Here is a 25,103-nt window from a genome sequence, read left to right on the forward strand (position 1 = left end):
ACGACTTATCGTGAATTACGGGCTTTGGGTGCGAGTAAAGAAGTCGCCCAGAAAGTGGCATGTAACACCCGTCGTTGGTGGGACAACAGTCGATGGGCCTTGAATTGGGTGCTTAATCTCGCGTGGTTTGATCGCTTGGGACTTCCACGTCTCTCCTGACCTCAATCCCTCGAACCGCCCGGTGCGGACCCGCATGCCGGGTGGTGTGGCAGGGGTACGGTCTATGAAGGCCGTCCCCTATGCCGATTGGGGGTTGGCAGTTCATTTTGAAGTGACAGGGCTGGCCCCTTCGGGCAACTTGTCATTCAGTCTGCCGCAACCGCTTGTAAAGCGTATTGCGACTAACCCCAAGGCGCCGCGCCAGATACGAAATATTCCCCCCCGCCGCCTGCAACTGCCGGTTCAAATCCTCTGCATCATTCAGATCCACGGCCAACGGCTCCGGCGTATCGACCGGCTCCATCTCCAGATCAACAAAAAAATCATCCGGCAAATGCTCCGGCCTTATCGGTTGTTCCTCGGCCATCGCCAACGCCACCTGCATCACACTGCTGACCTGACGCAAATTCCCCGGCCACGGATGGCGGTCGAACAACTCCAATACCTCGCGGCTCAGTCCAGCCCATTGGCTTGGTTCGCGATGCTGTTCCCACAGGCGTTTGAACAGCGCTTCTTTATCGCTGCGCTCTCTCAGCGGAGGCAGTTCCAGGGTCAGGCCGCCAATGCGGTAATACAGGTCTTCACGAAACCGCCCCAGTTGTACCTGTTCGCGCAACGAGCGATTGGTCGCTGAAATGATGCGCAAGTCCACGGGGAACAACTCGCTGCTGCCCACCGGTTGCACGCAACGCTCCTGCAACACCCGCAACAGGCGCGCCTGGGTCGGCAGCGGCATGTCGCCGATTTCATCGAGGAACAGCGTGCCTTTGTCAGCCTTGCGGATCAGCCCGATGCTGCCTTTCTGGTTGGCCCCGGTGAACGCGCCTTTTTCGTAGCCGAACAACTCGGACTCCACCAGTTCGGCGGGAATCGCTGCACAGTTGACGGCGATGAACGCTTGTTTGCTGCGCGAGCCGGCCTGATGCAGGGCTTTGACGAACACTTCCTTGCCGACCCCGGTTTCACCATGGATCAGCAGTGGAATGTCTTTTTCCAGCAAGCGCTCGGCCTGGCGCACGGCTTTTTCCACGCGACTGTCGCCGAAATGCAGGGTGTTGAGGCTGATGGCCGCGGGTGCAGTTACAACCGGCTCGGTGAATACTCGGGGTTGAATTGATGCCTGTTTCGGCCGCTTCAACAGGCACTGGAAGCGGTTTCGCCCCGAGGTTTGCAGGGCGAAGGGCAGGCCTTCTGGCTGGTTCAGCAACTCCAGCAGCGAGACCTTGAACAGGCTTTCGACACTGACCCGCGACAGGCTGATGCCCAGCAGATTGTCGGCCCGGCGGTTGGCCGACAGCACCTGGCCGGTTTCATCGAAGATCAGCAAGCCGGCCCATTGGCTGTCGAGGTTGTTCAGCCCGGTATTGAATATCAGCTGGAAATGCTGGCCATGGAACAGGTTGAGGATCAGCCGGTTTTCCACGGTCTGGCTCATCATCTTGACCATGCCCAGGGTGTGGGAGGGCGGCAGGTAGCTGTCACTGGATACGTCCAGTACGGCGATCACCTTGCGCTCGGCATCGAAAATCGGCGCGGCGGAACCGGTCATGAAGCGGTTGGCCTTGAGGAAATGTTCGTCGTGCTCGATGTGCACGGCTTGTTCGCAGGCCAGGGCGGTGCCAATGGCGTTGGTGCCGGTGCAGCGCTCCATCCAGCTGGCGCCGGCGCTGAAACCCCGGGCCAGTTTCGGTTCGATAAAGCGCTGAGTGCCCCAGGACGTGAGTACCTGGCCCTGATGGTCGGCGAGCATGATCAGGCAATTGGAATTGCTCAGGATGTTCTCGTAGTAGGGCAGCACTTCCTGATGGGTGGTTTGCACCAGTGAATGCTGACTCTCCAGCAGTTGCGCGATGCCCGCGGCCGGCAATTGGTCGAATGCCGGCGTGCTCTGATGACTGAGGCCGAACGCGCGGCAACGGGACCAAGAGTCCTGGATGATGGCGTCGTGGGACAACGGCGATGCGGGTGCGGCCATGGCAGTCGATCTCTGAGCAAGCTTTTATTGTTTTTATGGTGGCTTCAACTACACACGGTCACTGTAGGAGCGAGCTTGCTCGCGATGGACGTTAACGGTGATGAGGGCTGCCTGAATAAACGAGGCGCTCTCAAGTGCATCGCGAGCAAGCTCGCTCCTACAGGGGGGCGTGAGCAGTCCGTAGAGTGTTGTTCACTATTGTTCACTGTCAATGGGTGAACTGTTCAATTGTTCATTTCCGATTGTTCATTTGTGTTCAGCAACGAACGCGTTTTTGCCGTCTTGTTCTGGAATTTCAAGCTGAATCAAAGGCTTGGGTTTTTTGGCATGGATGTCGCTATGTAGCTCCGGTCGCTTGACTCCAATAATAAAAAGGCCGAGCCATGTCACTCACCCTGGAGCACGTCAGCCGCACCGTCGAGGGCCAGACCTGGATCGACGATGCCAACCTGAGTTTTGAACCCGGTTCCTTCAACGTTTTGCTGGGGCGCACCTTGTCCGGCAAAACCAGCCTGATGCGCCTGATGGCCGGTCTGGACAAGCCCGACAGCGGCCGCGTCCTGATGAACGGCGTCGACGTCACCCAACGTCCCGTGCGCTTGCGCAATGTGTCGATGGTCTATCAGCAGTTCATCAACTACCCGACCATGACGGTGTTCGACAACATCGCCTCGCCGCTGCGTCAGGCAGGTGTATCCAGCGAAGTGATCCAGAGCAAGGTGCTGGAAACCGCGAAGATGCTGCGCATCGAGAAGTTTCTCAAGCGCTATCCGCTGGAGCTTTCCGGTGGTCAGCAACAACGCACGGCCATGGCCCGGGCGCTGGTCAAGGACGCCGAACTGATCCTGTTCGATGAGCCGCTGGTCAACCTCGACTACAAGTTGCGCGAAGAGCTGCGCCAGGAAATGCGCGAGCTGTTCAAGGCGCGCCACACCATCGCGATCTACGCCACCACCGAACCCAACGAGGCCCTGGCCCTGGGCGGCACCACGACCATTCTTCACGAAGGCCGGGTGATCCAGAGCGGCCAGTCGGCTTCGGTCTATCACCAGCCGCAAACGGTGCTGGCGGCGGAGCTGTTCTCCGAGCCACCGATCAACCTGATGCCGGGGCGCATTGCCGGCAACGAGGTGAGTTTCGCCAACTTCGTGCACTTCCCGTTGAACGTCGATTTGCGCCCGGTGGGCGAGGGCGAGTTCCGCTTCGGCGTGCGGCCCAGCCATATCTCGCTGGTGCCGAGCAACGACGATGACCTCGAATTGGCGGTGACCGTCGAAGTCGCGGAAATCAGCGGCTCGGAAACCTTCCTGCACGTGCGCAACGAGCATTTCCTGCTGGTGCTGCACTTGCCGGGTGTCCACGAATACGACGTCGATGCGCCGATCCGCATCTACATCCCGACCCATAAACTGTTTGTGTTCGATACGCAGGGGCGGCTGATCCAGGCGCCGGGCCGGCGTGTCACGAGGGTTGCCTGATGGCCGAAATCCGTTTGCAGAACCTCGCCCACAGTTACACCAAAACCCCGGCCGGACCGGAAGACTACGCGATCCGCGAGATGGACCACATCTGGGAGCAGGGCGGCGCCTATGCCTTGCTCGGTCCCTCGGGCTGCGGCAAATCAACCTTGCTCAACATCATTTCCGGGCTGCTCAGCCCGTCCCAGGGCCATGTGCTGTTCGACGGCAAAGCGGTCAACAATCTGACCCCGGAGAAGCGCAACATCGCCCAGGTTTTCCAGTTTCCGGTGGTCTACGACACCATGACGGTGTTCGAAAACCTGGCCTTTCCGCTGCGTAATCAGGGCTTGGCCGAGGCCAGGGTTCATAGCAAGGTGCAGGAAATCGCCGAAGTCCTCGACCTGCAGAACCTGCTGAGCAAAAAGGCCCGCAACCTCACCGCCGACGAAAAACAGAAAGTCTCCATGGGCCGCGGGCTGGTGCGCGATGACGTATCGGCGATCCTGTTCGACGAGCCGCTGACGGTGATCGACCCGCACCTGAAGTGGAAACTGCGGCGCAAGCTCAAGCAGATCCACGAGCAGTTCAACATCACCATGGTCTACGTCACCCACGACCAACTGGAGGCTTCGACCTTCGCCGACAAGATCGCGGTGATGTACGGCGGGCAGATCGTGCAGTTCGGCACGCCAAGGGAGTTGTTCGAGCGCCCGAGCCACACCTTTGTCGGCTACTTCATTGGCAGCCCCGGGATGAACCTGATCGACGTGCAGCCGCAAGCGGGTGGCGTCGGGTTCGCCTCGACTCACCTGCCGCTGTCCGAGGCCATGCAGCAGCGTATTGCTGAATCCGAGTGGAAAACCCTGAAGGTCGGCATTCGTCCGGAGTTCGTCCATGTGTGGGACGAAGCCTTTGATGACGCGCTGCGGGCACAGGTCGTACACGTCGAAGACCTGGGCACCTACAAGATCATGAGCCTTGACCTCAATGGCGCGCCCCTGAAAGTGCGCCTGGCCGAAGACAAACCGGTGCCGCAAGGCACGGCGTACATCAGTTTTCCGGCGCAGTGGCTGATGGTCTACGCCGATGAATTCCTGCTCGAAGCCAATGCCAACCAAGAGGCGCGGCCATGAACAAGGTGCAGAACAACAAGGCCTGGTGGCTGGTGCTGCCGGTGTTCCTACTGGTGGCGTTCAGTGCGGTGATCCCGATGATGACCGTGGTCAACTATTCGGTGCAGGACATCTTCGACCAGTCCAGCCGCTATTTCGTCGGCGCCGACTGGTACAAGCAGGTGCTGCTCGACCCGAGGCTGCACGACTCGCTGCTGCGTCAGTTCATTTACTCGGCATGTGTGCTGCTGATCGAAATTCCCCTGGGCATCGCCATCGCCCTGACCATGCCGACCAAGGGCCGCTGGTCGTCGGTGGTGCTGATCATCCTGGCGATTCCGTTGCTGATTCCGTGGAACGTGGTCGGCACCATCTGGCAGATCTTCGGCCGGGCCGACATCGGTCTGCTGGGGGCGAGCCTCAAGGCCATGGGTATCAGCTACAACTATGCGGCGAACACCATGGACGCCTGGGTCACCGTGCTGGTGATGGACGTCTGGCACTGGACCTCGCTGGTGGCGCTGTTGTGCTTCTCCGGATTGCGGGCGATTCCGGATGTGTATTACCAGGCGGCGCGGATCGACCGGGCCTCGGCCTGGGCGGTGTTCCGGCATATCCAGTTGCCCAAGCTCAAGAGTGTGCTGCTGATCGCCGTGATGCTGCGCTTCATGGACAGTTTCATGATCTACACCGAGCCGTTCGTGCTCACGGGCGGCGGTCCGGGCAATTCCACGACCTTCTTGAGCCAGACCCTGACGCAAATGGCGATCGGGCAGTTCGACCTGGGGCCGGCCGCCGCATTCTCGCTGGTGTACTTCCTGATCATCCTGTTGGTGTCCTGGCTGTTCTACACCGCCATGACTCACTCCGACGCCAACCGCTGAGGCCCGCCATGAGCAAGAGAAAGCTGATTCCACTGCTGCTCTACATCCTGTTTCTGCTGGTGCCGATCTACTGGCTGCTGAACATGTCCTTCAAGAGCAACAGCGAAATACTTGGCGGCCTGACGTTGTTTCCCCAGGACTTCACCTTCCACAACTACAAGGTGATCTTCACCGACCCGAGCTGGTACACCGGTTACCTCAACTCGGCGTACTACGTGAGCCTGAACACGATCATTTCCCTGACCGTGGCCTTGCCGGCGGCCTATGCGTTTTCGCGCTACCGATTCCTCGGCGACAAGCACCTGTTCTTCTGGCTGCTGACCAACCGCATGGCGCCACCGGCGGTGTTCCTGCTGCCGTTCTTCCAGCTGTATTCCTCGATCGGCTTGTTCGATACCCACATCGCCGTGGCCCTGGCCCACTGCCTGTTCAACGTGCCGCTGGCGGTGTGGATTCTCGAAGGCTTCATGTCCGGCGTGCCCAAGGAAATCGACGAAACCGCCTACATCGATGGCTACAGCTTTCCCAAGTTCTTCGTGAAGATTTTCATCCCGCTGATCGGCTCCGGCATCGGCGTGACGGCGTTCTTCTGCTTCATGTTTTCCTGGGTCGAGCTGCTGCTGGCGCGAACCCTCACCTCGGTGAACRCCAAACCGATCGCAGCGGTGATGACCCGCACTGTCTCGGCATCCGGTATCGACTGGGGGGTACTGGCGGCGGCGGGGGTGTTGACCATCCTGCCGGGCATGCTGGTGATCTGGTTTGTTCGCAATCACGTGGCCAAGGGCTTTGCCCTGGGCCGGGTATGAGGAACTGATGATGGAATGGATGAGTTGGACCGTCCCCACGGCGGCATTCTTCAGCGTGATTGCCCTGATCCTGGTGGTCATGACCACCTGGGAATTGCGTTCGCCGAGCATCCTTCGGCGTGGTTTTTTACCGATTGCCACCACCCGTGGCGATCGCTTGTTCATCGGTCTTCTCGGCAGCGCCTACCTGCATTTGCTGGTAATCGGCGTCACCGACTGGAGCATCTGGGTCGCCTTCGCGATGTCCCTGGTGTGGCTGTTGGCTGTGATGCGTTGGGGCTAGTCGAATCGCTCGGCAATGTTGCTCCGAAACTTAAACAGGAGGTCTCTATGTTCGACAAAAACAATAAGCTGCGACATAGCATTTCATTGGCAGCCATGCTGGCACTCAGCGGTTTGAGCGTGTCTGCCTGGGCCGATGCCTATGAAGACGCCGCGAAGAAATGGATCGGCGCTGAATTCAAACCGTCCACCCTGACGGCCGATCAGCAACTCGAAGAGCTGAAGTGGTTCATCAAGGCGGCTGAGCCGTTTCGCGGGATGAGCATCAAAGTGGTGTCCGAAACCATCGCCACCCACGAGTATGAGTCCAAGGTGCTGGCCAAGGCCTTCACCGAGATCACCGGGATCAAGCTGACTCACGACTTGCTGCAGGAAGGCGACGTGGTGGAAAAACTGCAGACCCAGATGCAGTCGGACAAGAACATCTATGACGGCTGGGTCAACGACTCGGACCTGATCGGTACGCACTTCCGCTACGGCAAGACCGAATCGATCACCGACCTGATGGCCAACGAGGGCAAGAACTTCACCTCGCCGACTCTCGATATCAAGGACTTCATCGGCATCTCCTTCACCACCGCACCGGACGGAAAGATCTATCAATTGCCTGACCAGCAGTTCGCCAACCTGTACTGGTTCCGCGCCGACTGGTTCGAGCGTGCGGACCTGAAGGCCAAGTTCAAGGAAAAGTACGGCTACGAGTTGGGTGTACCGGTGAACTGGTCGGCCTATGAAGACATCGCCAAATTCTTCACCGAAGACGTCAAGGAGATCGACGGCAAACGCGTCTACGGGCACATGGACTACGGCAAGAAAGACCCGTCCCTGGGCTGGCGCTTCACCGATGCCTGGTTCTCCATGGCCGGTGGCGGCGACAAGGGGATTCCCAACGGCTTGCCGGTGGACGAGTGGGGGATCCGCGTCGAGGACTGCCATCCGGTGGGTTCCAGCGTGACCCGCGGCGGCGACACCAACGGCCCGGCGGCGGTGTTCGCCACCACCAAGTATGTGGACTGGATGAAGAAGTACGCGCCGCCGGAAGCGGCGGGCATGACCTTCTCCGAGTCTGGGCCGGTGCCATCCCAGGGCAACATCGCCCAGCAGATCTTCTGGTACACCGCGTTCACTGCCGACATGACCAAACCGGGCCTGCCGGTGATGAATGCCGATGGCACGCCGAAATGGCGCATGGCGCCTTCGCCAAAAGGTCCGTATTGGGAGGAGGGCATGAAACTCGGTTATCAGGACGCCGGCTCCTGGACGTTCATGAAGTCCACGCCTGAGAAGCAGAAACTGGCGGCCTGGCTGTACGCGCAGTTCGTGACCTCGAAAACCGTGTCGCTGAAGAAAACCATCGTCGGCCTGACGCCAATCCGCGAGTCGGACATCAATTCGCAAGCCATGACCGACCTGGCGCCGAAACTCGGTGGCCTGGTGGAGTTCTACCGCAGCCCGGCCCGCGTGCAATGGACCCCGACCGGGACCAACGTGCCTGATTATCCTCGCCTGGCGCAGTTGTGGTGGAGCCACATCGCCGAAGCCGCCAGCGGCGAGAAAACCCCGCAAGAGGCGTTGGACGGCCTGGCCAAGGATCAGGACGCAATCATGAGCCGTCTGGAACGCTCGAAGGCACAAGCCACCTGCGCCCCGAAAATGAACCCTGAGCGCGACGCGCAATACTGGTTCGACCAGCCGGGCGCACCGAAACCGAAACTGGCGAACGAGAAGCCTAAGGGCGAGACCGTGAGCTATGCCGAACTGCTGAAATCGTGGGAGGCGGCGCGTAAATAATCGTCTGTAATGTGAAACGCTAACGGCACCGAAAGGTGCCGTTTTTTGTTTGTGTCTGTTCCACCGCCTTCGCGAGCAAGTCGAATCGTCGCACCGCTGCTCCCACAGGTTTTGTGTCATACACAAAATCTGCGGGCACCCTCGGACACTGTGGGAGCGAGCTTGCTCGCGAAGAGGCCGTGTCAGTCAACAAATGCTTTGAATGACACACCGCCTTCGCGAGCAAGCCCGCTCCCACATTAGTTATTTACCCTGATTCAACAGAGTGGCAGCTACATAACGGATATGTAATCTCCACGCCACCGTCATGAAAGGTTCGGATTGTTACTTTGGCCTCGTTAGTTAATTAAACGAGGAATCAAACATGAAACTTGCACTACTGAGTGCGTTTGCAGCGGCGTTGGTGATGTCTACTGTTGTTTTGGCTGAAGGTGGCGGCGACAGAGCCTTTGAAAAAATGATGGCGGCCAATGACCGTTCGGTGGAGAAGTTTGTCGCGAAGCAACAGGCGCGTGACCCCGTTGTCGTGAATGAAAAGAAGGACGACAAGACCAAAGACTTGTAAGCGTGTCGCACTTGAACTAGCCCGTCATCGAATGCCGATGATGGGCTTTTTTTATGAGCTGAAGGTACAGAATATGACGTTGATTAAGTTGCTTGCGTTCGCCGGGGTGATGGCGATGTCCATGAATGTGCTCGCTGAAGGTGGCGGTGACAGGACGTTCGAAAAGATGCTGAGCGCCAACACCCAAGCCATGGAAGAGTACGCCGCCAGCCAGGGCAAACCCGCACCGGTGGTGAAAGACTACCAATACGGAATGAAGCTAGATGTGGTGAAAGTAGTGAGTGTCGTGCGGCCACAAGTTACCTGCGCCGTAGTACCCACCGCAATGACCTATGAAGATTCTCAGGGCCGACTCAACACCATCAAATACACAGTGGCAGGCGATTGCCGCAACCGCGGCGGATAACACGGCTCCTGCACAGTGCCTGTTCCATTGCTATCGCGAGCAGGCCATCTCATTCATCCGGTTTCTCCAACCGAATAAACATTTCCTGAACAAATGATCACTTGTGGTGGTGGGCCGATCAGACCAAAACAGCCAGATCCGTGTACCTGGCAACCAATGGATCGGCGGTGAGAAGTTTCATGGGTTCTGTCATGGCCGTTGCAACAATGAGGCGGTCAAACGGGTCCCGATGGTGATGTTCGAGGTCCTTCACGGCAATGGCGTGTTCTGAGGTCACAGGCAGCTCGATGAACCCGCTGTCGAGGCAGTACTGGCGGATTTCTTCCAGGTCAACGTTCAGCTTTCCCAGCCCGACCTTGATCGCCATCTCCCAGAATGTCGCTGCGCTGATGTAAATGTCGGCAGCACTCTCAATGAGCTTTCTGGCTTTGCCGGATAGCCTGGGGTCATCGCTGAGCGTCCAGAGCAAAATATGCGTGTCGAGCAGAAGCCTCATTCTTGAGTGCCTTCAAAAGCATCGAGCATGTCGTCCGGCAGTGAGGCGTCAAAGTCTTCGGGAAGCACCAGTTTGCCTTTCATCGCTCCGATACGCTGTCCGCGGGGTTTTCCCACCGGAACCAGACGCGCAAGGGCCCGACCATGTTTGGCAATCGTGATGATCTGTCCGGCGGCCGCGTCATCGACGAGTTTGGACAGATTGTTTTTTGCTTCGGCCAGCGGAACGACGATCATGGTTTTTCTCCCATATTCTGGACAAATATAGCCAGAATTCAGAGCGCCGACAAAGGCAAGCTGACGATAGGTCAAATCGTCATGTGTCAAATTGGGTGAGTAATCAAAACTGCTGTCCCGCAACGTATAGGTTTCCCGTTTCATGGAGTGCTCCGAATGGTTTTTCACGCACCATAGCGCTCGGTAGCGATGATCGGATGTCAGCTATTGCATACCGTCGTGCAAGCATCTTCCTGAAAGGGGTAGGGTAAGAAGCTCAAAAGATCGCAGCCTGCGGCAGCTCCTACAGGGTGTAGGCCATCCTGTTGTAGGAGCTGCCGCAGGCTGCGATCTTTGCTTTTGAATTCCTAAACGCAAAAACGGCACCCGAAGGTGCCGTTTCCGTTTTCTACCAAGTGTCGCTCAAGCGATCAACCCGCTAGCCCCGACTGTTGAACCAGGTTCAGCAGCGGTTGTGGGTACAGGCCGAGGAAGAAGGCCAGTACCGCGATGGCCAGCAGCATCACGCCGCCCGCACGTTGTTCCCAGTGCAGCTGGGCGTCGACGCGACGCAGGTTCGGTTCGATCAGGAACAGGGTGACCATCACACGCAGGTAGTAGAACACGCCGATGGCGCTGCCCAGTACCAGGGAGCCGACCAGCCACCATTGGTGCGACTCGACACCGGTGGCGATGATGTAGAACTTGCCGATGAAGCCCGCGGTCAGCGGGATACCGGCCAGGGACAGCATCATCACGGTCAGTACGGCGGTCAGGTACGGACGGCGCCAGAACAGGCCGCGGTATTCGTACAGGGCGTCTGCGTCACGGCCTTTGTACGGCGAGGACATCAGGGTAATCACGCCGAAAGCACCGAGGCTGGTGATCACGTAGGTGACCAGGTACACGCCGATCGCTTCCACGGCCAGACCCTTGCTCGCCACCAGGGCGATCAGCAGGTAGCCGAAGTGGGCGATGGACGAGTAACCCAGCAGACGCTTGAGGTTGCTCTGGGTCAGGGCCAGCAGGTTACCGAACAGGATCGACGCGATGGCGATGATGGTCAGCACGTTGCTCAGCACGCCGCTGCTCGCCGCTGGCGAGATCTGGAACAGACGCACCATCACCGCAAACACAGCCACTTTGGAAGCGGTAGCCAGGAACGCTGCAACCGGTGCCGGAGCACCTTCGTAGACGTCCGGAGTCCAGAGGTGGAAGGGTACCAGCGACAGCTTGAACGCCAGGCCGATGAGCATCATGCCCAGGCCCAATTGAGCCAGCGAGCTTGGCAGACCAGTAGCCGCCAGCGCTTGGCCGATGCCGACGAAGCTCAGGGAACCGGCGTCAGCGTAGAGCAGGGCCATACCGAACAACAGGAACGCGGAACCGGCCGCCGACAGCACCATGTACTTGATGCCGGCTTCCAGCGAACGCTTGTTGAAGAAGGCATAGGCCACCAGACCGTAGACCGGTACCGAGAGCAGTTCCAGACCGACGAACAACCCGGCCAGGTGCTGCGCGCTGACCAGCACCAGGCCACCGGCAGCGGCCATCAGGATCAGCAGGTACAGTTCTTCACGGTTGCCCGGGTAACCCGTGCCGCCATCGCCGAGGTAGGCGTGGGCGAGGGTCACACAGGCGAGGGTGGCGACCAGGATCAGCGCCATGTACAGGCAGGCGAAGCTGTCAATCTGCAACAATGGAGTCACGGCCAGGGGCGCGACTTTCAAGGCAGGCAGGATCGACAGCAGTGCCAGGTTCAGACCCGCCACCGACAGCAGGAAGGTCTGGGAGTGGTTGCGGCGCCAGGCGATCGCCAGCATCACCACGATGATCGTGGCGCTGGTGATCAACAACGGCGCAAGCGCGATAAAGTGTTGAGTCGTGAATTCCATAGCGCTCTTACCGGGCCGAAGCGAGTTGAGTGAAGGCGGTGCCGATCCACTGCTGCACGCCATGCATCGTAGCGGCAGAGGTATCGAGGAACGGCTGCGGGTACACGCCGATGTAAATCAGCAGTGCAGCCAGACCGACCACCATGATCATTTCGCGACCATCCATGCCATGCAGCACCGCGTCCGATTTCGACGGGCCGAAGAAGGCACGGTGGACCATGATCAGCGAGTACACCGAACCGAACACCAGGCCGGATGTCGCGATCACGGTGACCCATGGAGCGCTGGCGAAGGTGCCGATCAGGATCAGGAACTCACCGACAAAGTTACCGGTCGCCGGCAAGCCCAGGGACGCTGCTGCGAAGAACAGGCTTAAGGCTGGCAGGTAAGCGATCTTCGACCACAGGCCACCCATCTCGCGCATGTCGCGGGTGTGGGTGCGCTCGTACAACTGACCGGAGAGGATAAAGAGTGCTGCCGCCGACAGACCGTGGGCCAGCATCTGCATCACCGCACCCTGCAGCGCCAGTTGGCTGCCGGAGTAGATGCCGATCAGTACGAAGCCCATGTGGGAAACGGACGAGAAGGCAATCAGACGCTTGATGTCGGTTTGCGCGAACGCCAGGAACGCACCGTAGAAAATCCCGATCAGACCCAGGGTCATGGCGAACGGCGCGAACTCGGCCGAGGCATTCGGGAACAGCGGCAGGGCGAAACGCAGCAGGCCGTAAGCCGCGGTTTTCAGCAAGATACCGGCGAGGTCGACGGAACCTGCGGTCGGCGCCTGGGCGTGAGCGTCAGGCAACCAGGAGTGGAACGGCACGACCGGCAGCTTGACCGCGAAGGCGATGAAGAAGCCGAGCATCAGGATGTACTCGGTGGTCATCGACATCTTGGTTTTCAACAGGTCGGCGTAGTTGAAGGTAATCACGCCGGTGTCGTTGAAGTTGACCAGTACCAGGCCCAGGATCGCCACCAGCATGATCAGGCCGGAAGCCTGAGTGAAGATGAAGAACTTGGTCGCCGCGTAGATCCGGGTTTTCTTGCCGTCCGAAGAACTGTGACCCCAGAGCGCGATGAGGAAGTACATCGGCACCAGCATCATTTCCCAGAAGAAGAAGAACATGAACAGGTCGAGGGCGAGGAACACGCCGACGACACCGCCCAGGATCCACATCAGGTTCAGGTGGAAGAAGCCAACGTGACGCTGGATCTCTTTCCACGAGCAGAGTACCGAGAGGACACCCAGCAAGCCGGTCAGCAGGATCATCAACAGCGACAGGCCGTCGAGGGCCAGGTGCACGTTGATGCCGAAGCGCTGGATCCAGACGTGCTTGAACTCAAGCGCCCAGGTCGGATCGGCGCCAGGCGCCGGGGCAAATGAATAGTCACCGTTGGCCCACAGCCAGAGGCCGAGGGAGAGCAGCAGGGACATGGTGATCAGCGCAATCCAGCGCGGGAGGGTGGCGCCGAAGCGCTCACCCATCCAGCACAGCAGGCCGCCGATGAAGGGGATCAGGATTAGCCAAGGCAGAATCATGACGGGTTCGTTTCCTTTCGCAAATTCGCAAGGTTCATATCAGACCGCTACCAGCACGACGGCGCCAATGACCAGCACGGCACCAGCAGCCATCGAGGCGGCGTACCAACGCAGTTGACCGGTCTCGGTACGGCTCAGGGCGGTGTGACCGCCTTTGGCCATGCGCGGGATCAGACCGATGGTCTGGTCGAGCGGGTCTTTGCGCAGGATATGGTTGATCGCCAGGTAAGGCTTGACGAACAGTTTGTCGTAGATCCAGTCGAAGCCCCAGGCAGCGAACCACCAGGCCGAAAGGATACGGCCGATGCCGCTGTTGGCGATGGCGGTGACGAAGCGGCGCTTGCCGAGGAACAGCAGCGCGGCCAGCAGGATACCGGCCAGGGCGATGGCGCCCGAGGCGATTTCCAGACTGTGCTTGGCTTCGCCGCCAGCATGGCCGACGCTTTCCGGCAGCACGCCGTGCAGCGGTGGAACGATCATCGCGCCGATGGCGGTGGACAATACGATCAGCACCGACAGTGGCAGCCAGTGAGCAATGCCGTGACCGGCGTGGGCTTCGGTCTTCGCTTCACCGTGGAACGCGATGAAGATCAGGCGGAAGGTGTACAGCGAGGTCATGAACGCGCCGACCAGACCTGCGTAGAGCAGACCGTGGTTGCCGCTGGCGAACGCTTCCCAGAGGATTTCGTCCTTGGAGTAGAAGCCTGCGGTTACCAGTGGCAGGGCCGCCAGGGCCGCACCGCCGACAATGAAGCTGGCGTAGGCCAGTGGCAGCTTCTTCCACAGGCCACCCATCTTGAAGATGTTCTGCTCGTGGTGGCAGGCAACGATCACCGAACCGGACGCAAGGAACAGCAGGGCCTTGAAGAAGGCGTGGGTCATCAGGTGGAAGATCGCGCCGTCCCAGGCACCAACGCCCAGGGCCAGGAACATGTAGCCGATCTGGCTCATGGTCGAGTAGGCGAGGATACGCTTGATATCAGTCTGAACCAGAGCCGCGAAGCCAGCCAGAACCAGGGTCACACCACCGACGATTCCTACTAGATGCAGGATTTCCGGCGCCAGGGTGAACAGGCCGTGGGTACGGGCAATCAGGTAGACGCCAGCGGTCACCATGGTTGCGGCGTGGATCAGTGCCGAAACTGGAGTAGGACCGGCCATCGCATCCGCCAGCCAGGTTTGCAGTGGCAGTTGCGCGGATTTACCGACAGCGCCGCCCAGCAGCATCAGGGTAGCCATGACCATCCAGAAGTCGCCGGATTGGAATTTCTGTGGAGCCAGCACCAGCAGCTCCTGAATGTTCAGCGTGCCCAGTTGGGCAAACAGAATGAACAGGCCGATGGCCATGAACACGTCACCGATACGGGTCACGATGAAGGCCTTGAGTGCGGCGTTACCGTTGTTGCGGTTGCTGTAGTAGAAACCGATCAACAGGTACGAGCACAGGCCCACGCCTTCCCAGCCGAAGTACACGAACAGCAGGTTATCGGCCAGGACCAGGAACAGCATGCTGGCGATAAACAGGTTGGTGTAGGCGAAAAAGCGCGAGTAGCCGTCTTCACCGCGCATGTACCAGGACGCGAACAGGTGGATCAGGAAGCCCACGCCAACGACCACACCGAGCATGGTCACGGACAGGCCATCCAGGTGCAGGGCGAAGTTCGGCGTGAAGCCTTCCACCGCCATCCATTGCCACAGCACCTGGGTGTAGTGACCACCTTCCGGCGGGGCGACGTTGAATTGCCAGATCACATAGGACGCGACGATCGCCGACAGGCCAATGGAGCCGACGCCGATCAGCGCCGAGAGGTTTTCCGAGAGGCGTCCCCGGGAAAACGCCAGCAGAACAAAACCGATCAGGGGGAACAGGAAAGTCAGATAGAGAAGGTTCATCCGCGCATCTCACTGGCAGCGTCGATATCGAGCGTGTGGAAGCGGCGATACAGTTGCAGCAGGATCGCCAGGCCAATACTGGCCTCGGCGGCTGCCAGGCTGATCACCAGGATGAACATGATCTGTCCATCCGGCTGCGCCCAGCGGCTACCGGCAACGATGAACGCCAAGGCGGAGGCATTCATCATGACCTCCAGGCTCATCAGCACGAAGAGGATGTTGCGGCGGACCATCAGGCCGACCAGACCGAGGCAGAACAGGATGCCGGCGACCGCCAGACCATGCTCCATAGGGATAGCAGGCATCGTCATTGCTCCTTGGCTTCGTTACGGCCCAAATGGAACGCCGTGACGGCTGCGGCGAGCAGCAGCATCGAGGCGAGTTCGACCACCAGCAGGTAAGGACCGAACAGGCTGATGCCCACGGCCTTGGCGTCTACGGTGGTGTGGCCGACGGCCTGGCCGCTCTCGTGGGAGAGCAGCACATACAGCAGTTCCACCAGCAGCAAGGCTGCGAGGGCGACCGGGCCGCCCCAGATACCGGGCTTGAGCCAGGCGCGCTCTTGCTGAGCCGAGGCAGGCCCCAGGTTCAGCATCATCACCACGAACACGAACAGCACCATGATGGCGCCAGCGTAGGCGATCACTTCCAGTACACCGGCAAACGGCGCGCCGAGGGCGAAGAACGTCATGGCCACGGCGATCAGCGAAATGATCAGGTAGAGCAGGGCGTGCACAGGGTTGGTGTTGGTGATCACGCGAAGCGTGGACACCACAGCGATACCCGATGCGAAATAGAAAGCGAATTCCATCTTTCTTCCTTAAGGCAGCAAGCTCTTCACGTTGATCGGTTCGGCTTCATTCTGCGCGGAGCCTTTGGGCTTACCGGCAATCGCCATACCTGCAACACGATAGAAGTTGTAATCAGGGTTTTTGCCGGGGCCGGAGATCAGCAGATCTTCTTTCTCGTAAACCAGGTCCTGACGTTTGAACTCGGCCATTTCGAAATCCGGCGTCAGCTGGATCGCGGTGGTCGGGCAGGCTTCCTCGCAGAGGCCGCAAAAGATGCAGCGCGAGAAGTTGATGCGGAAGAACTCCGGGTACCAGCGACCGTCTTCGGTTTCAGCTTTCTGCAGCGAGATGCAACCGACCGGGCACGCCACGGCGCACAGGTTGCACGCTACACAACGCTCTTCGCCGTCGGGGTCGCGGGTCAGGACGATACGTCCACGGTAGCGCGGCGGCAGGTAGACCGGTTCTTCCGGGTACTGCAGCGTGTCGCGCTTGCGGAAGGCGTGGCTGAAGATCATCACCAGGCTGCGAAGCTGGGTGTAGAAGCCATGCACGATGTCAAAAATGTACTTCATGATTCTCTATCCTCACTGAGCCGCGACGGCGGGCGTGTTGAGCAACACGATCGCAGCGGTCACCAGCATGTTGACGAGGGTCAGCGGCAGGCAGAACTTCCAGCTGAAATCCATCACTTGGTCATACCGTGGGCGCGGAATCGAGGCGCGCAGCAGGATGAAGAACATGATGAAGAACGCGGTTTTCAACGCGAACCAGATGAACGGGATCTGCGGCAGAATGCCGAACGGACCGTGCCAGCCACCGAAGAACAAGGTCACCAGCAGCGCCGAAATCAACACGATGCCGATGTACTCGCCGACGAAGAACATGCCCCATTTCATGCCGGCGTATTCAATGTGGTAACCGTCGGCCAGTTCCTGCTCCGCTTCCGGCTGGTCGAACGGGTGACGGTGAGTCACGGCCACGCCAGCGATGAAGAAGGTCAGGAAACCGAAGATCTGCGGAATGACGAACCACAGGTTCTGCGCCTGGTATTCGACGATGTCGCGCATGTTGAACGAGCCGACCTGGATCACGATGCCCATCAGCGACAGGCCCATGAACACTTCGTACGACACAGTCTGCGCCGAAGCACGCAAGCTGCCCAGCAGGGCGAACTTGTTGTTGCTCGACCAGCCGGCGAACAGCACCGCGTAGACCGACAGGCCAGCCATGGCGAAGAAGAACAGGATGCCGATGTTGATGTCCGCGACACCCCAGGTCGGGGTGATCGGGATGATTGCGAAGGCAATCAGCAAGGCGCTCATGGCCACGACCGGCGCCAAAGTGAAGATCACTTTGTCGGCGAACGGCGGCGTCCAGTCTTCCTTGAAGAACATCTTGATCATGTCGGCCGCGATCTGGAACGCGCCGAACGGACCGACTCGGTTCGGACCGTAACGGTCCTGCCAGAGGGCGAGCAGACGACGCTCGACCCAGCTGAGCAGGGCGCCACAGACCACCACGGCGAGCAGAATCACCACGGCCTTGAGGACCGCGATGATGATGTCGATCACTTCAGGAGTGAACAAGGTCATTGAGCTGCCTCCTGCAGACCGTCAACGGATTTGCCAAAGATCGCTGGCGGAATGCCGGCGATGCCCGCAGGCAGTGCCACCAGACCAGCGCCCAGCTCTTCGTTGATGCGCAGCGGCAGACGCAGGGTCTGGCCAGCGACGTTCAAGCTCAGCATGGCGCCGTCATTGACACCCAGACGGTCGGCTTCGGACTTGGCCAGTGCAACATAAGCAGCCGGGATGCGTTCCTGAACCGGAGCGGCTTTCGAAGAGTTCTCTTCGCTGCCGAACAGGTGGAAGAACGGCACAACCTGCCAGGTGCCCTGGGCCGGGTTGAACGCGCGCGGAACACTGGCGAACCAGTTCAGCGAATCACCGGCGCTTTCGATCAGGCGGGTGCCCGGGTCGCCAGCGCGGATGTGACCACCGACTTCGTCCTGGAACTTGTTCCAGGCTTGCGGCGAGTTCCAGCCCGGAGACCAGGCGAATGGTACTTGCTGACGCGGTTCGACCGAGCCCGAGTAACCTTCCATGGAGAAGGCGAACGCGGTGTCCTTGTCCTGCGGGGTACGCGGTTCGTGCACGCTGATGTCGGCACGCATGGCGGTACGGCCGGAGTAACGCAGCGGTTCGCGGGCCAGTTTCATGCCCTTGATGCGGAACGCGGCGGACGGTGCGGCATCGACGATGCGATTTAGAATCGAAGTGCTGGAAGCGACAGCGGCGGTGGCGTGGTCCAGTTGGGTCCAGTCAATCGGCTGGTTCAACAGGGTTGCGCGCAGGGCATGCAGCCAGCGCCAGCCTTCGTGAACCAGGATGCTCGCGTCCATGTATTTCGGATCGAAGACCTGGAAGAAGCGCTGGGCGCGGCCTTCCTGGCTGACCAGGGTACCGTCGCCTTCAGCGAAGCTGGCGGCTGGCAGAACCAGGTGCGCGCGATCGCTGGTGGCGGTTTTCTGATGGTCGGCAACGATCACCACTTTCGCGGCGGTCAGGGCAGCATCAACCTTGGCTTTGTCGGTGCGGGTGTACAGATCGTTTTCCAGCACGACGATGGCGTCGGCACGGCCGTCGATCACGGCTTGCAGCGCGGCGTCGACCGAGTCACCACCGAGCATGGCCAGGCCGAGGCTGTTGGCCTCAGGCACGATCAGGCTGATGGAACCGTTCTTCTCGCGCAGCTTCAGGGCTTTGGCGATGTTTGCAGCCGCTTCGATCAGCGCCTTGGAACCCAACGAGGTACCGGCAATGATCAATGGACGCTTGGCCGCGAGCAGGGCGTCAGCGATGCGCTTGGCCAGTTCGAGGGCTTCAGCATCGAGGCCTTCAACTGCTGGGGCGCTGGCGTCGAGTGTGTGAGCAACGGCGAAACCGATGCGGGCGAGGTCGTCGGGAGCGGCATGAACGCATTCTTCAGCGATGTCGTCGAGCTTGGTTTCAGCCAGGCTGGCGATAAACAGCGGGTTCAGAGCGTTCTGACCGATGTTCTTCACCGCAGCGTCGAGCCAAGGCTGAACGCGCATGGCGTCGGCCATGTCTTCGGCTTTGCCTTTGACCGATTGGCGCAGGGACAGGGCCATGCGCGCAGCGGTCTGGGTCAGGTCTTCACCGAGGACGAAGATTGCATCGTGGTCTTCGATGTCGCGCATGTTCGGGATTGGCAGCGGGCTGTCTTTCAACACCTGCATGACCAGACGAATGCGTTCCAGCTCAGCGGCTTCGATACCCGAGTAGAAGTGCTCGGCGCCCACCAGTTCGCGCAACGCGTAGTTGCTTTCGAGGCTGGCGCGGGGCGAACCGATACCGACGATGTTGCGACCGCGCAGCAGGTCGGCGGCTTTATCCAGCGCTTCGTCGAGGCCCAGCTTGGTGCCGTTGGCCAGCAATGGCTGACGTGGACGGTCTTCGCGGTTGACGTAGCCATAGCCGAAACGGCCACGGTCGCACAGGAAATACTGGTTCACCGAACCGTTGAAACGGTTTTCGATGCGACGCAGTTCGCCGTAACGCTCGCCCGGGGAGATGTTGCAACCGCTGGAGCAGCCATGGCAGATGCTCGGCGAGAACTGCATGTCCCACTTGCGGTTGTAGCGCTCGGAGTGAGTCTTGTCGGTGAACACACCGGTCGGGCAGACCTCGGTGAGGTTGCCGGAGAACTCGCTTTCCAGGGTGCCGTCTTCAACGCGACCGAAGTACACGTTGTCGTGGGCGCCATACACACCGAGGTCGGTGCCGCCAGCGTAGTCTTTATAGAAGCGCACGCAGCGGTAGCAAGCGATGCAGCGGTTCATCTCGTGGGAAATGAACGGGCCCAGTTGCTGGTTCTGGTGGGTACGCTTGGTGAAGCGGTAACGGCGCTCGTTGTGGCCGGTCATTACCGTCATGTCTTGCAGGTGGCAGTGACCGCCTTCTTCACAGACCGGGCAGTCGTGAGGGTGGTTGGTCATCAGCCATTCGACAACACTGGCGCGGAAGGCCTTGGATTCTTCATCTTCGATGGAGATCCAGGTGCCGTCGGTGGCAGGCGTCATGCAGGACATCACGATACGACCACGGGTGTCGTTCTCGTCGGTGTACTGCTTGACCGCGCACTGGCGGCAAGCGCCAACGCTGCCTAGGGCAGGGTGCCAGCAGAAATAAGGGATATCGAGGCCTAGCGACAGACATGCCTGTAACAGGTTGTCTGCCCCATCGACTTCGAGCTCTTTGCCGTCTACGTGGATAGTGGCCATGGTTCAAAGTTCTTCGTTGGCCCGGTGTCAGCGGGCGTGGCTAATGGAATCTTGTTATCCGCGTGAATCAACACAGCCGTTAAAGGCGTCATCACACGAAAAGCGAAGGGCACGGACCCTTCGCCTTTTTTAAGCGTTTACGCGCCGACCAGGATCGGCCTTGCCAGAGGCGGGACGGCGGCGCTGACAGGCGCGATACCGGCTTCGAACTCTGGACGGAAGTATTTGATTGCGCTGCCCAACGGCTCCACGGCGCCCGGTGCGTGAGCACAGAAGGTCTTGCCAGGGCCGAGGAAACCGACCAGACCCAGCAGGGTCTCGATGTCGCCTGGCTGGCCTTCACCGTTCTCGATGGCCATCAGGAGCTTGACGCTCCATGGCAAGCCATCACGGCACGGGGTGCAGAAGCCACAGGATTCGCGGGCGAAGAACTGCTCCATGTTGCGCAGCAGGGACACCATGTTGACGCTGTCGTCCACCGCCATGGCCAGGCCGGTACCCATACGGGTGCCCACTTTGGCGATGCCGCCGGCGTACATTTGTGCGTCCAGGTGTTCCGGCAACAGGAAGCCGGTACCGGCGCCGCCAGGCTGCCAGGCTTTGAGCTTGTAACCGTCGCGCATGCCACCGGCGTAGTCTTCGAACAGCTCGCGAGCGGTAACGCCGAACGGCAGTTCCCACAGGCCAGGGTTCTTCACCTTGCCGGAGAAGCCCATGAGCTTGGTGCCCATGTCTTCGCTGCCTTCGCGGGCCAACGATTTGTACCAGTCCACGCCGTCGGCGATGATTGCCGGCACGTTGCACAGGGTTTCAACGTTGTTCACGCAAGTCGGCTTGCCCCACACGCCAACGGCGGCAGGGAAGGGCGGCTTGGAGCGCGGGTTGGCGCGACGGCCTTCCAGGGAGTTGATCAGTGCGGTTTCTTCACCGCAGATGTAACGCCCGGCGCCGGTGTGGACGAACAGCTCGAAATCAAAACCCGAACCCAGGATATTCTTGCCCAAGAGGCCGGCTGCCTTGGCTTCTTCCACGGCACGGTTCAAGTGCTTGGCGGCGGTGGTGTACTCGCCACGCAGGAAGATATAGCCACGGTAGGTTTTCAGCGCGCGGGCACTGATCAGCATGCCTTCGATCAGCAGATGGGGCAGTTGCTCCATCAGCATGCGGTCTTTCCAGGTGTTGGGCTCCATTTCATCCGCGTTGCACAGCAGGTAGCGGATGTCGATGGACTCGTCCTTTGGCATCAGGCCCCACTTCACACCAGTGGGGAAGCCTGCACCGCCGCGACCCTTGAGGCCGGAATCTTTCACGGTCTGGACGATGTCGTCCTGAGCCATGTCGGCGAAGGCCTTGCGCGCAGCGGCGTAACCGTTCTTGGCCTGGTACTCGTCGAGCCATACGGCTTCGCCGTCGTCACGCAGGCGCCAGGTCAGCGGGTGAGTCTCGGCCGAACGCTTGATGAGGTTGGCCGGACCGAAGGAAGTCAGGGTCATACGTAGCCCTCGAGCAATTTGGCAACGCCTGCTGGCTGCACATCACCGAAAGTGTCGTCGTCGATCATCAACGCCGGCGCCTTGTCGCAATTGCCGAGGCAGCAGACCGGCAGCAGGGTAAAACGACCGTCGGCGGTAGTCTGGCCCAGGCCGATGCCGAGCTTGCTCTGGATTTCACTGACCACGGACTCGTGGCCGCCGATGTAGCAGACCATGCTGTCGCAGACGCGAATGATGTGACGGCCCACTGGCTGACGGAAGATCTGGCTATAGAACGTCGCCACGCCTTCAACGTCGCTGGCCGGGATGCCGAGGATCTCGCCGATGGCGTACAGAGCGCCGTCCGGCACCCAGCCACGTTCCTTCTGGACGATCTTCAGGGCTTCGATCGACGCCGCGCGCGGGTCTTCGTAGTGATGCAACTCGTGCTCGATGGCCGAGCGCTCGGTTTCACTCAAGGTGAAACGGTCTGTCTGGATAAGCGTGCTGTTCATGCTTAGCGGTCCACGTCGGCCATAACGAAATCGATACTACCCAGGTACGCAATCAAGTCCGCGACCATGCTGCCTTTGATCACCGAAGGGATCTGCTGCAGGTGCGGGAAGCTTGGGGTACGAATCCGGGTGCGGTAGCTCATGGTGCCGCCATCGCTCGTCAGGTAATAACTGTTGATGCCCTTGGTCGCTTCGATCATCTGGAAGGATTCGTTGGCCGGCATGACCGGGCCCCACGAAACCTGCAGGAAGTGCGTGATCAAGGTTTCGATGTGCTGCAGGGTGCGCTCTTTCGGCGGCGGCGTGGTCAGCGGGTGATCCGCCTTGTACGGGCCTTCCGGCATGTTGCGCAGGCACTGGTCGATGATCTTGATGCTCTGGCGCATCTCCTCGACACGCACGATGCAACGGTCGTAGGCATCGCCGTTGGCGGCCAGCGGCACTTCGAATTCGAAGTTCTCGTAGCCCGAGTACGGACGCGCTTTACGCAGGTCGAAATCGCAACCGGTCGAACGCAGGCCGGCACCGGTGACGCCCCATTCCAGGGCCTCTTTGGTGTTGTAGTCGGCGACGCCGATGGTCCGGCCACGCAGGATGCTGTTGTCCAGTGCGGCTTTCTGGTATTCGTCCAGACGCTTGGGCATCCACTCGACGAAGTCTTTAACCAGCTTTTCCCAGCCCCGCGGCAGGTCGTGGGCGACACCACCGATGCGGTACCAGGCCGGGTGCAGACGGAAACCGGTAATGGCTTCGATCACCGTGTAGGCGCGCTGGCGGTCGGTGAAGGTGAAGAACACCGGGGTCATGGCGCCGACGTCCTGGATGTAGGTACCCAGGAACAGCAGGTGGCTGGTGATCCGGAAGAACTCGGCCATCATGATGCGGATGACGTCGACCTTCTCCGGCACCTTGATGCCGGCCAGCTTCTCGACCGAGAGCACGTACGGCAGGTTGTTCATCACGCCGCCGAGGTAGTCGATACGGTCGGTGTACGGGATGAAGCTGTGCCAGGACTGACGCTCGGCCATCTTCTCGGCACCACGGTGGTGGTAACCGACGTCCGGTACGCAGTCGACGATTTCTTCGCCGTCCAGCTGCAGGATGATGCGGAACGCACCGTGCGCGGACGGGTGGTTCGGGCCGAGGTTGAGGAACATGTAGTCCTCGTTCGGGCCGGAACGCTTCATGCCCCAGTCTTCCGGCTTGAAGCGCGCGGACTCTTCCTCGAGCTGTTGCTTGGCCAGGTTCAGGGTGAACGGGTCGAACTCGGTGGCGCGGGCCGGGAAGTCCTTGCGCAGCGGGTGACCTTCCCAGGTCGGCGGCATCATGATGCGCGACAGGTGAGGGTGGCCTTTGAAGTCGATGCCGAACATGTCCCAGACTTCACGCTCGTACCAGTTGGCGTTCGGCCAGATGCTGGTGACGGTCGGCAGGCTGAGGTCGCTCTCGGACAAGGCGACCTTGATCATTACGTCACTATTACGTTCGATCGACATCAAGTGATAGAACACGGAGAAGTCGACGCCGTTCGGCAGCCCTTGACGCTTGGTGCGCAGGCGCTCGTCAACGCCGTGCAGGTCATAGAGCATGACGTACGGCTTGGGCAGGTTACGCAGGAAAGTCAGGACTTCGACGAGTTTGGCGCGGGCAACCCAAAGCACCGGCATGCCGGTGCGGGTTGGCTGGGCGGTGAATGCCTCCGGGCCAAAACGGTTGTTCAGTTCGACGACCACATCCTGGTCGTCTGCCTTGTAAGGCGGGATGTACAGAGCACTGCCTGTAGTCATGGTTATTTTATCGCTTTCGGTCAACGTAAAGAATGAAGCCAGGTTCTCGTTCTTTTTAAGAAGCAGATCTGGATCAGACTTCGTCGGGGCTGCGCAGGTTGGTTACCTGAATACGCTGTTCGCGGCGCTTTTCCTTTTCGGAAGGCATCTCGGCGCGATAGACGCCTTGATCACCAACGACCCAGGAAAGTGGGCGACGCTCCTGGCCAATCGACTCCTGCAACAGCATCAAGCCTTGCAGGAAAGCCTCAGGGCGGGGCGGGCAGCCAGGCACGTAGACGTCCACGGGCAGGAACTTGTCCACCCCTTGAACGACGGAGTAGATGTCGTACATGCCACCGGAGTTGGCGCACGAACCCATGGAAATGACCCATTTAGGCTCGAGCATTTGCTCGTAGAGACGCTGAATGATCGGCGCCATCTTGATGAAGCAGGTACCGGCGATAACCATGAAATCCGCCTGACGCGGCGATGCCCGGATAACCTCGGCGCCAAAGCGCGCGATGTCGTGGGGCGCCGTGAAGGCGGTGGTCATTTCCACGTAGCAGCACGAAAGACCGAAGTTATACGGCCACAGGGAGTTCTTGCGCCCCCAGTTGATCGTGCCGTTAAGCACGTCTTCGAGCTTGCCCATGAAAATGTTTTTGTGGACTTGATCTTCTAACGGATCGGAAACGGTTTCCCGCTGGCCAATCGGATACTGCTCGTTAGGAGCATCGGGGTCGATCCTGGTGAGATTGTATTGCATTG

23 protein-coding genes and 1 pseudogene are annotated in these 25,103 nt (G+C 59.9%); 9 read left to right on the forward strand and 15 right to left on the reverse strand.

Going from position 1 to position 25,103, the window contains the following annotated elements:
* Nucleotides 1–159, forward strand: a pseudogene (locus tag AC1DVE_RS04360) (group II intron reverse transcriptase/maturase); the annotation flags it as partial.
* A 142-nt stretch (nucleotides 160–301) separates the two neighbouring features.
* Here AC1DVE_RS04360 and AC1DVE_RS04365 read toward each other — a convergent pair.
* Nucleotides 302–2,134, reverse strand: a complete 1,833-nt coding sequence (locus tag AC1DVE_RS04365) for a sigma-54-dependent Fis family transcriptional regulator (RefSeq protein ID WP_223453934.1) — start codon at nucleotides 2,132–2,134, stop codon at nucleotides 302–304.
* Nucleotides 2,135–2,517: 383 nt separating this feature from the next.
* On the opposite strand from AC1DVE_RS04365, the gene AC1DVE_RS04370 reads away from it, so the two are divergent.
* The 8 genes from AC1DVE_RS04370 to AC1DVE_RS04405 all read left to right on the forward strand — a co-directional run bounded on the left by AC1DVE_RS04370 (nucleotide 2,518) and on the right by AC1DVE_RS04405 (nucleotide 9,443).
* Complete coding sequence (locus AC1DVE_RS04370) at nucleotides 2,518–3,612, forward strand: ABC transporter ATP-binding protein (RefSeq protein WP_223453936.1); 1,095 nt, start codon at nucleotides 2,518–2,520, stop codon at nucleotides 3,610–3,612.
* Nucleotides 3,612–4,727, forward strand: coding sequence for an ABC transporter ATP-binding protein (locus AC1DVE_RS04375; protein ID WP_223453938.1), 1,116 nt, complete (start codon nucleotides 3,612–3,614; stop codon nucleotides 4,725–4,727). The genes AC1DVE_RS04370 and AC1DVE_RS04375 overlap by 1 nt, the downstream gene beginning before the upstream one ends.
* A complete protein-coding gene (locus AC1DVE_RS04380) occupies nucleotides 4,724–5,590 on the forward strand; it encodes a carbohydrate ABC transporter permease (protein WP_008046507.1) in 867 nt (288 codons plus the stop codon). The genes AC1DVE_RS04375 and AC1DVE_RS04380 overlap by 4 nt, the downstream gene beginning before the upstream one ends.
* Nucleotides 5,591–5,598: 8 nt before the next feature.
* Nucleotides 5,599–6,399 carry a carbohydrate ABC transporter permease gene (locus AC1DVE_RS04385; RefSeq protein WP_477783787.1) on the forward strand — a complete coding sequence of 267 codons (801 nt, stop codon included), beginning with the start codon at nucleotides 5,599–5,601 and terminating at the stop codon, nucleotides 6,397–6,399.
* Between the two features lie 10 nt (nucleotides 6,400–6,409).
* Nucleotides 6,410–6,682, forward strand: coding sequence for a DUF2160 domain-containing protein (locus AC1DVE_RS04390; RefSeq protein ID WP_095943787.1), 273 nt, complete (start codon nucleotides 6,410–6,412; stop codon nucleotides 6,680–6,682).
* Between the two features lie 47 nt (nucleotides 6,683–6,729).
* Complete coding sequence (locus tag AC1DVE_RS04395; protein WP_223453942.1) at nucleotides 6,730–8,472, forward strand: ABC transporter substrate-binding protein; 1,743 nt, start codon at nucleotides 6,730–6,732, stop codon at nucleotides 8,470–8,472.
* 364 nt (nucleotides 8,473–8,836) lie between these two features.
* Nucleotides 8,837–9,037, forward strand: coding sequence for a co-regulatory protein PtrA N-terminal domain-containing protein (locus tag AC1DVE_RS04400; protein WP_477783788.1), 201 nt, complete (start codon nucleotides 8,837–8,839; stop codon nucleotides 9,035–9,037).
* Nucleotides 9,038–9,110: 73 nt separating this feature from the next.
* Nucleotides 9,111–9,443, forward strand: coding sequence for a DUF2790 domain-containing protein (locus AC1DVE_RS04405; RefSeq protein ID WP_223453946.1), 333 nt, complete (start codon nucleotides 9,111–9,113; stop codon nucleotides 9,441–9,443).
* 118 nt (nucleotides 9,444–9,561) lie between these two features.
* Here AC1DVE_RS04405 and AC1DVE_RS04410 read toward each other — a convergent pair whose 3' ends face one another.
* The 14 genes from AC1DVE_RS04410 to AC1DVE_RS04475 all read right to left on the reverse strand — a co-directional run bounded on the left by AC1DVE_RS04410 (nucleotide 9,562) and on the right by AC1DVE_RS04475 (nucleotide 25,101).
* Nucleotides 9,562–9,939 carry a type II toxin-antitoxin system VapC family toxin gene (locus tag AC1DVE_RS04410; protein ID WP_223453948.1) on the reverse strand — a complete coding sequence of 126 codons (378 nt, stop codon included), beginning with the start codon at nucleotides 9,937–9,939 and terminating at the stop codon, nucleotides 9,562–9,564.
* Nucleotides 9,936–10,319 (reverse strand): type II toxin-antitoxin system Phd/YefM family antitoxin, encoded by a 384-nt coding sequence (locus tag AC1DVE_RS04415; RefSeq protein WP_223453950.1) that lies wholly within the window; start codon nucleotides 10,317–10,319, stop codon nucleotides 9,936–9,938. The genes AC1DVE_RS04410 and AC1DVE_RS04415 overlap by 4 nt, the downstream gene beginning before the upstream one ends.
* A gap of 266 nt (nucleotides 10,320–10,585) precedes the next feature.
* Nucleotides 10,586–12,049, reverse strand: coding sequence for an NADH-quinone oxidoreductase subunit NuoN (gene nuoN, locus AC1DVE_RS04420; RefSeq protein WP_046037832.1), 1,464 nt, complete (start codon nucleotides 12,047–12,049; stop codon nucleotides 10,586–10,588).
* 7 nt (nucleotides 12,050–12,056) lie between these two features.
* Nucleotides 12,057–13,589: an NADH-quinone oxidoreductase subunit M gene (gene nuoM, locus AC1DVE_RS04425; protein WP_223453951.1), complete on the reverse strand. Its 1,533-nt coding sequence runs from the start codon at nucleotides 13,587–13,589 to the stop codon at nucleotides 12,057–12,059.
* A gap of 39 nt (nucleotides 13,590–13,628) precedes the next feature.
* Nucleotides 13,629–15,482: an NADH-quinone oxidoreductase subunit L gene (gene nuoL, locus AC1DVE_RS04430; protein ID WP_223453953.1), complete on the reverse strand. Its 1,854-nt coding sequence runs from the start codon at nucleotides 15,480–15,482 to the stop codon at nucleotides 13,629–13,631.
* The gene (gene nuoK / locus AC1DVE_RS04435; RefSeq protein WP_007946416.1) at nucleotides 15,479–15,787 is read right to left on the reverse strand and encodes an NADH-quinone oxidoreductase subunit NuoK; all 309 of its coding nucleotides are present in this window, start codon (nucleotides 15,785–15,787) and stop codon (nucleotides 15,479–15,481) included. Before nuoK ends, nuoL begins: the two co-directional genes overlap by 4 nt.
* A gap of 2 nt (nucleotides 15,788–15,789) precedes the next feature.
* Entirely contained in the window at nucleotides 15,790–16,293 is a 504-nt protein-coding gene (gene nuoJ / locus AC1DVE_RS04440; RefSeq protein ID WP_223453955.1) for an NADH-quinone oxidoreductase subunit J, read from the reverse strand.
* A 9-nt stretch (nucleotides 16,294–16,302) separates the two neighbouring features.
* Nucleotides 16,303–16,848, reverse strand: coding sequence for an NADH-quinone oxidoreductase subunit NuoI (nuoI, locus tag AC1DVE_RS04445; RefSeq protein WP_223453956.1), 546 nt, complete (start codon nucleotides 16,846–16,848; stop codon nucleotides 16,303–16,305).
* A 12-nt stretch (nucleotides 16,849–16,860) separates the two neighbouring features.
* A complete protein-coding gene (gene nuoH / locus AC1DVE_RS04450) occupies nucleotides 16,861–17,868 on the reverse strand; it encodes an NADH-quinone oxidoreductase subunit NuoH (protein ID WP_046037838.1) in 1,008 nt (335 codons plus the stop codon).
* Nucleotides 17,865–20,579, reverse strand: a complete 2,715-nt coding sequence (nuoG, locus tag AC1DVE_RS04455) for an NADH-quinone oxidoreductase subunit NuoG (RefSeq protein WP_223453958.1) — start codon at nucleotides 20,577–20,579, stop codon at nucleotides 17,865–17,867. The genes nuoH and nuoG overlap by 4 nt, the downstream gene beginning before the upstream one ends.
* A 137-nt stretch (nucleotides 20,580–20,716) precedes the next feature.
* On the reverse strand, nucleotides 20,717–22,072 hold the full coding sequence (nuoF, locus tag AC1DVE_RS04460; protein ID WP_223453960.1) for an NADH-quinone oxidoreductase subunit NuoF: 1,356 nt from the start codon (nucleotides 22,070–22,072) through the stop codon (nucleotides 20,717–20,719).
* Nucleotides 22,069–22,566: an NADH-quinone oxidoreductase subunit NuoE gene (gene nuoE / locus AC1DVE_RS04465; protein ID WP_008020715.1), complete on the reverse strand. Its 498-nt coding sequence runs from the start codon at nucleotides 22,564–22,566 to the stop codon at nucleotides 22,069–22,071. The genes nuoF and nuoE overlap by 4 nt, the downstream gene beginning before the upstream one ends.
* A 2-nt stretch (nucleotides 22,567–22,568) precedes the next feature.
* Complete coding sequence (gene nuoC, locus AC1DVE_RS04470) at nucleotides 22,569–24,353, reverse strand: NADH-quinone oxidoreductase subunit C/D (protein ID WP_223453962.1); 1,785 nt, start codon at nucleotides 24,351–24,353, stop codon at nucleotides 22,569–22,571.
* A gap of 73 nt (nucleotides 24,354–24,426) precedes the next feature.
* Entirely contained in the window at nucleotides 24,427–25,101 is a 675-nt protein-coding gene (locus AC1DVE_RS04475; RefSeq protein ID WP_007970441.1) for a NuoB/complex I 20 kDa subunit family protein, read from the reverse strand.
* Between the last annotated feature and the right edge of the window lie 2 nt (nucleotides 25,102–25,103).

It is taken from the genome of Pseudomonas sp. P4_B4 (genome assembly GCF_056402255.1).

Coding starts and splice junctions, on each gene's coding strand:
- AC1DVE_RS04405 (WP_223453946.1), top strand. CDS start 9,111: ATGACGTTGATTAAGTTGCTTGCGTTCGCCGGGGTGATGGCGATGTCC.
- nuoE (WP_008020715.1), bottom strand. CDS start 22,566: ATGAACAGCACGCTTATCCAGACAGACCGTTTCACCTTGAGTGAAACC.
- AC1DVE_RS04380 (WP_008046507.1), top strand. CDS start 4,724: ATGAACAAGGTGCAGAACAACAAGGCCTGGTGGCTGGTGCTGCCGGTG.
- nuoG (WP_223453958.1), bottom strand. CDS start 20,579: ATGGCCACTATCCACGTAGACGGCAAAGAGCTCGAAGTCGATGGGGCA.
- AC1DVE_RS04400 (WP_477783788.1), top strand. CDS start 8,837: ATGAAACTTGCACTACTGAGTGCGTTTGCAGCGGCGTTGGTGATGTCT.
- nuoI (WP_223453956.1), bottom strand. CDS start 16,848: ATGAAGTACATTTTTGACATCGTGCATGGCTTCTACACCCAGCTTCGC.
- nuoC (WP_223453962.1), bottom strand. CDS start 24,353: ATGACTACAGGCAGTGCTCTGTACATCCCGCCTTACAAGGCAGACGAC.
- AC1DVE_RS04365 (WP_223453934.1), bottom strand. CDS start 2,134: ATGGCCGCACCCGCATCGCCGTTGTCCCACGACGCCATCATCCAGGAC.
- nuoF (WP_223453960.1), bottom strand. CDS start 22,072: ATGACCCTGACTTCCTTCGGTCCGGCCAACCTCATCAAGCGTTCGGCC.
- nuoL (WP_223453953.1), bottom strand. CDS start 15,482: ATGAACCTTCTCTATCTGACTTTCCTGTTCCCCCTGATCGGTTTTGTT.
- nuoM (WP_223453951.1), bottom strand. CDS start 13,589: ATGATTCTGCCTTGGCTAATCCTGATCCCCTTCATCGGCGGCCTGCTG.
- nuoK (WP_007946416.1), bottom strand. CDS start 15,787: ATGCCTGCTATCCCTATGGAGCATGGTCTGGCGGTCGCCGGCATCCTG.
- AC1DVE_RS04370 (WP_223453936.1), top strand. CDS start 2,518: ATGTCACTCACCCTGGAGCACGTCAGCCGCACCGTCGAGGGCCAGACC.
- AC1DVE_RS04395 (WP_223453942.1), top strand. CDS start 6,730: ATGTTCGACAAAAACAATAAGCTGCGACATAGCATTTCATTGGCAGCC.
- AC1DVE_RS04415 (WP_223453950.1), bottom strand. CDS start 10,319: ATGAAACGGGAAACCTATACGTTGCGGGACAGCAGTTTTGATTACTCA.
- AC1DVE_RS04390 (WP_095943787.1), top strand. CDS start 6,410: ATGGAATGGATGAGTTGGACCGTCCCCACGGCGGCATTCTTCAGCGTG.
- nuoJ (WP_223453955.1), bottom strand. CDS start 16,293: ATGGAATTCGCTTTCTATTTCGCATCGGGTATCGCTGTGGTGTCCACG.
- AC1DVE_RS04475 (WP_007970441.1), bottom strand. CDS start 25,101: ATGCAATACAATCTCACCAGGATCGACCCCGATGCTCCTAACGAGCAG.
- nuoN (WP_046037832.1), bottom strand. CDS start 12,049: ATGGAATTCACGACTCAACACTTTATCGCGCTTGCGCCGTTGTTGATC.
- AC1DVE_RS04410 (WP_223453948.1), bottom strand. CDS start 9,939: ATGAGGCTTCTGCTCGACACGCATATTTTGCTCTGGACGCTCAGCGAT.
- AC1DVE_RS04375 (WP_223453938.1), top strand. CDS start 3,612: ATGGCCGAAATCCGTTTGCAGAACCTCGCCCACAGTTACACCAAAACC.
- nuoH (WP_046037838.1), bottom strand. CDS start 17,868: ATGACCTTGTTCACTCCTGAAGTGATCGACATCATCATCGCGGTCCTC.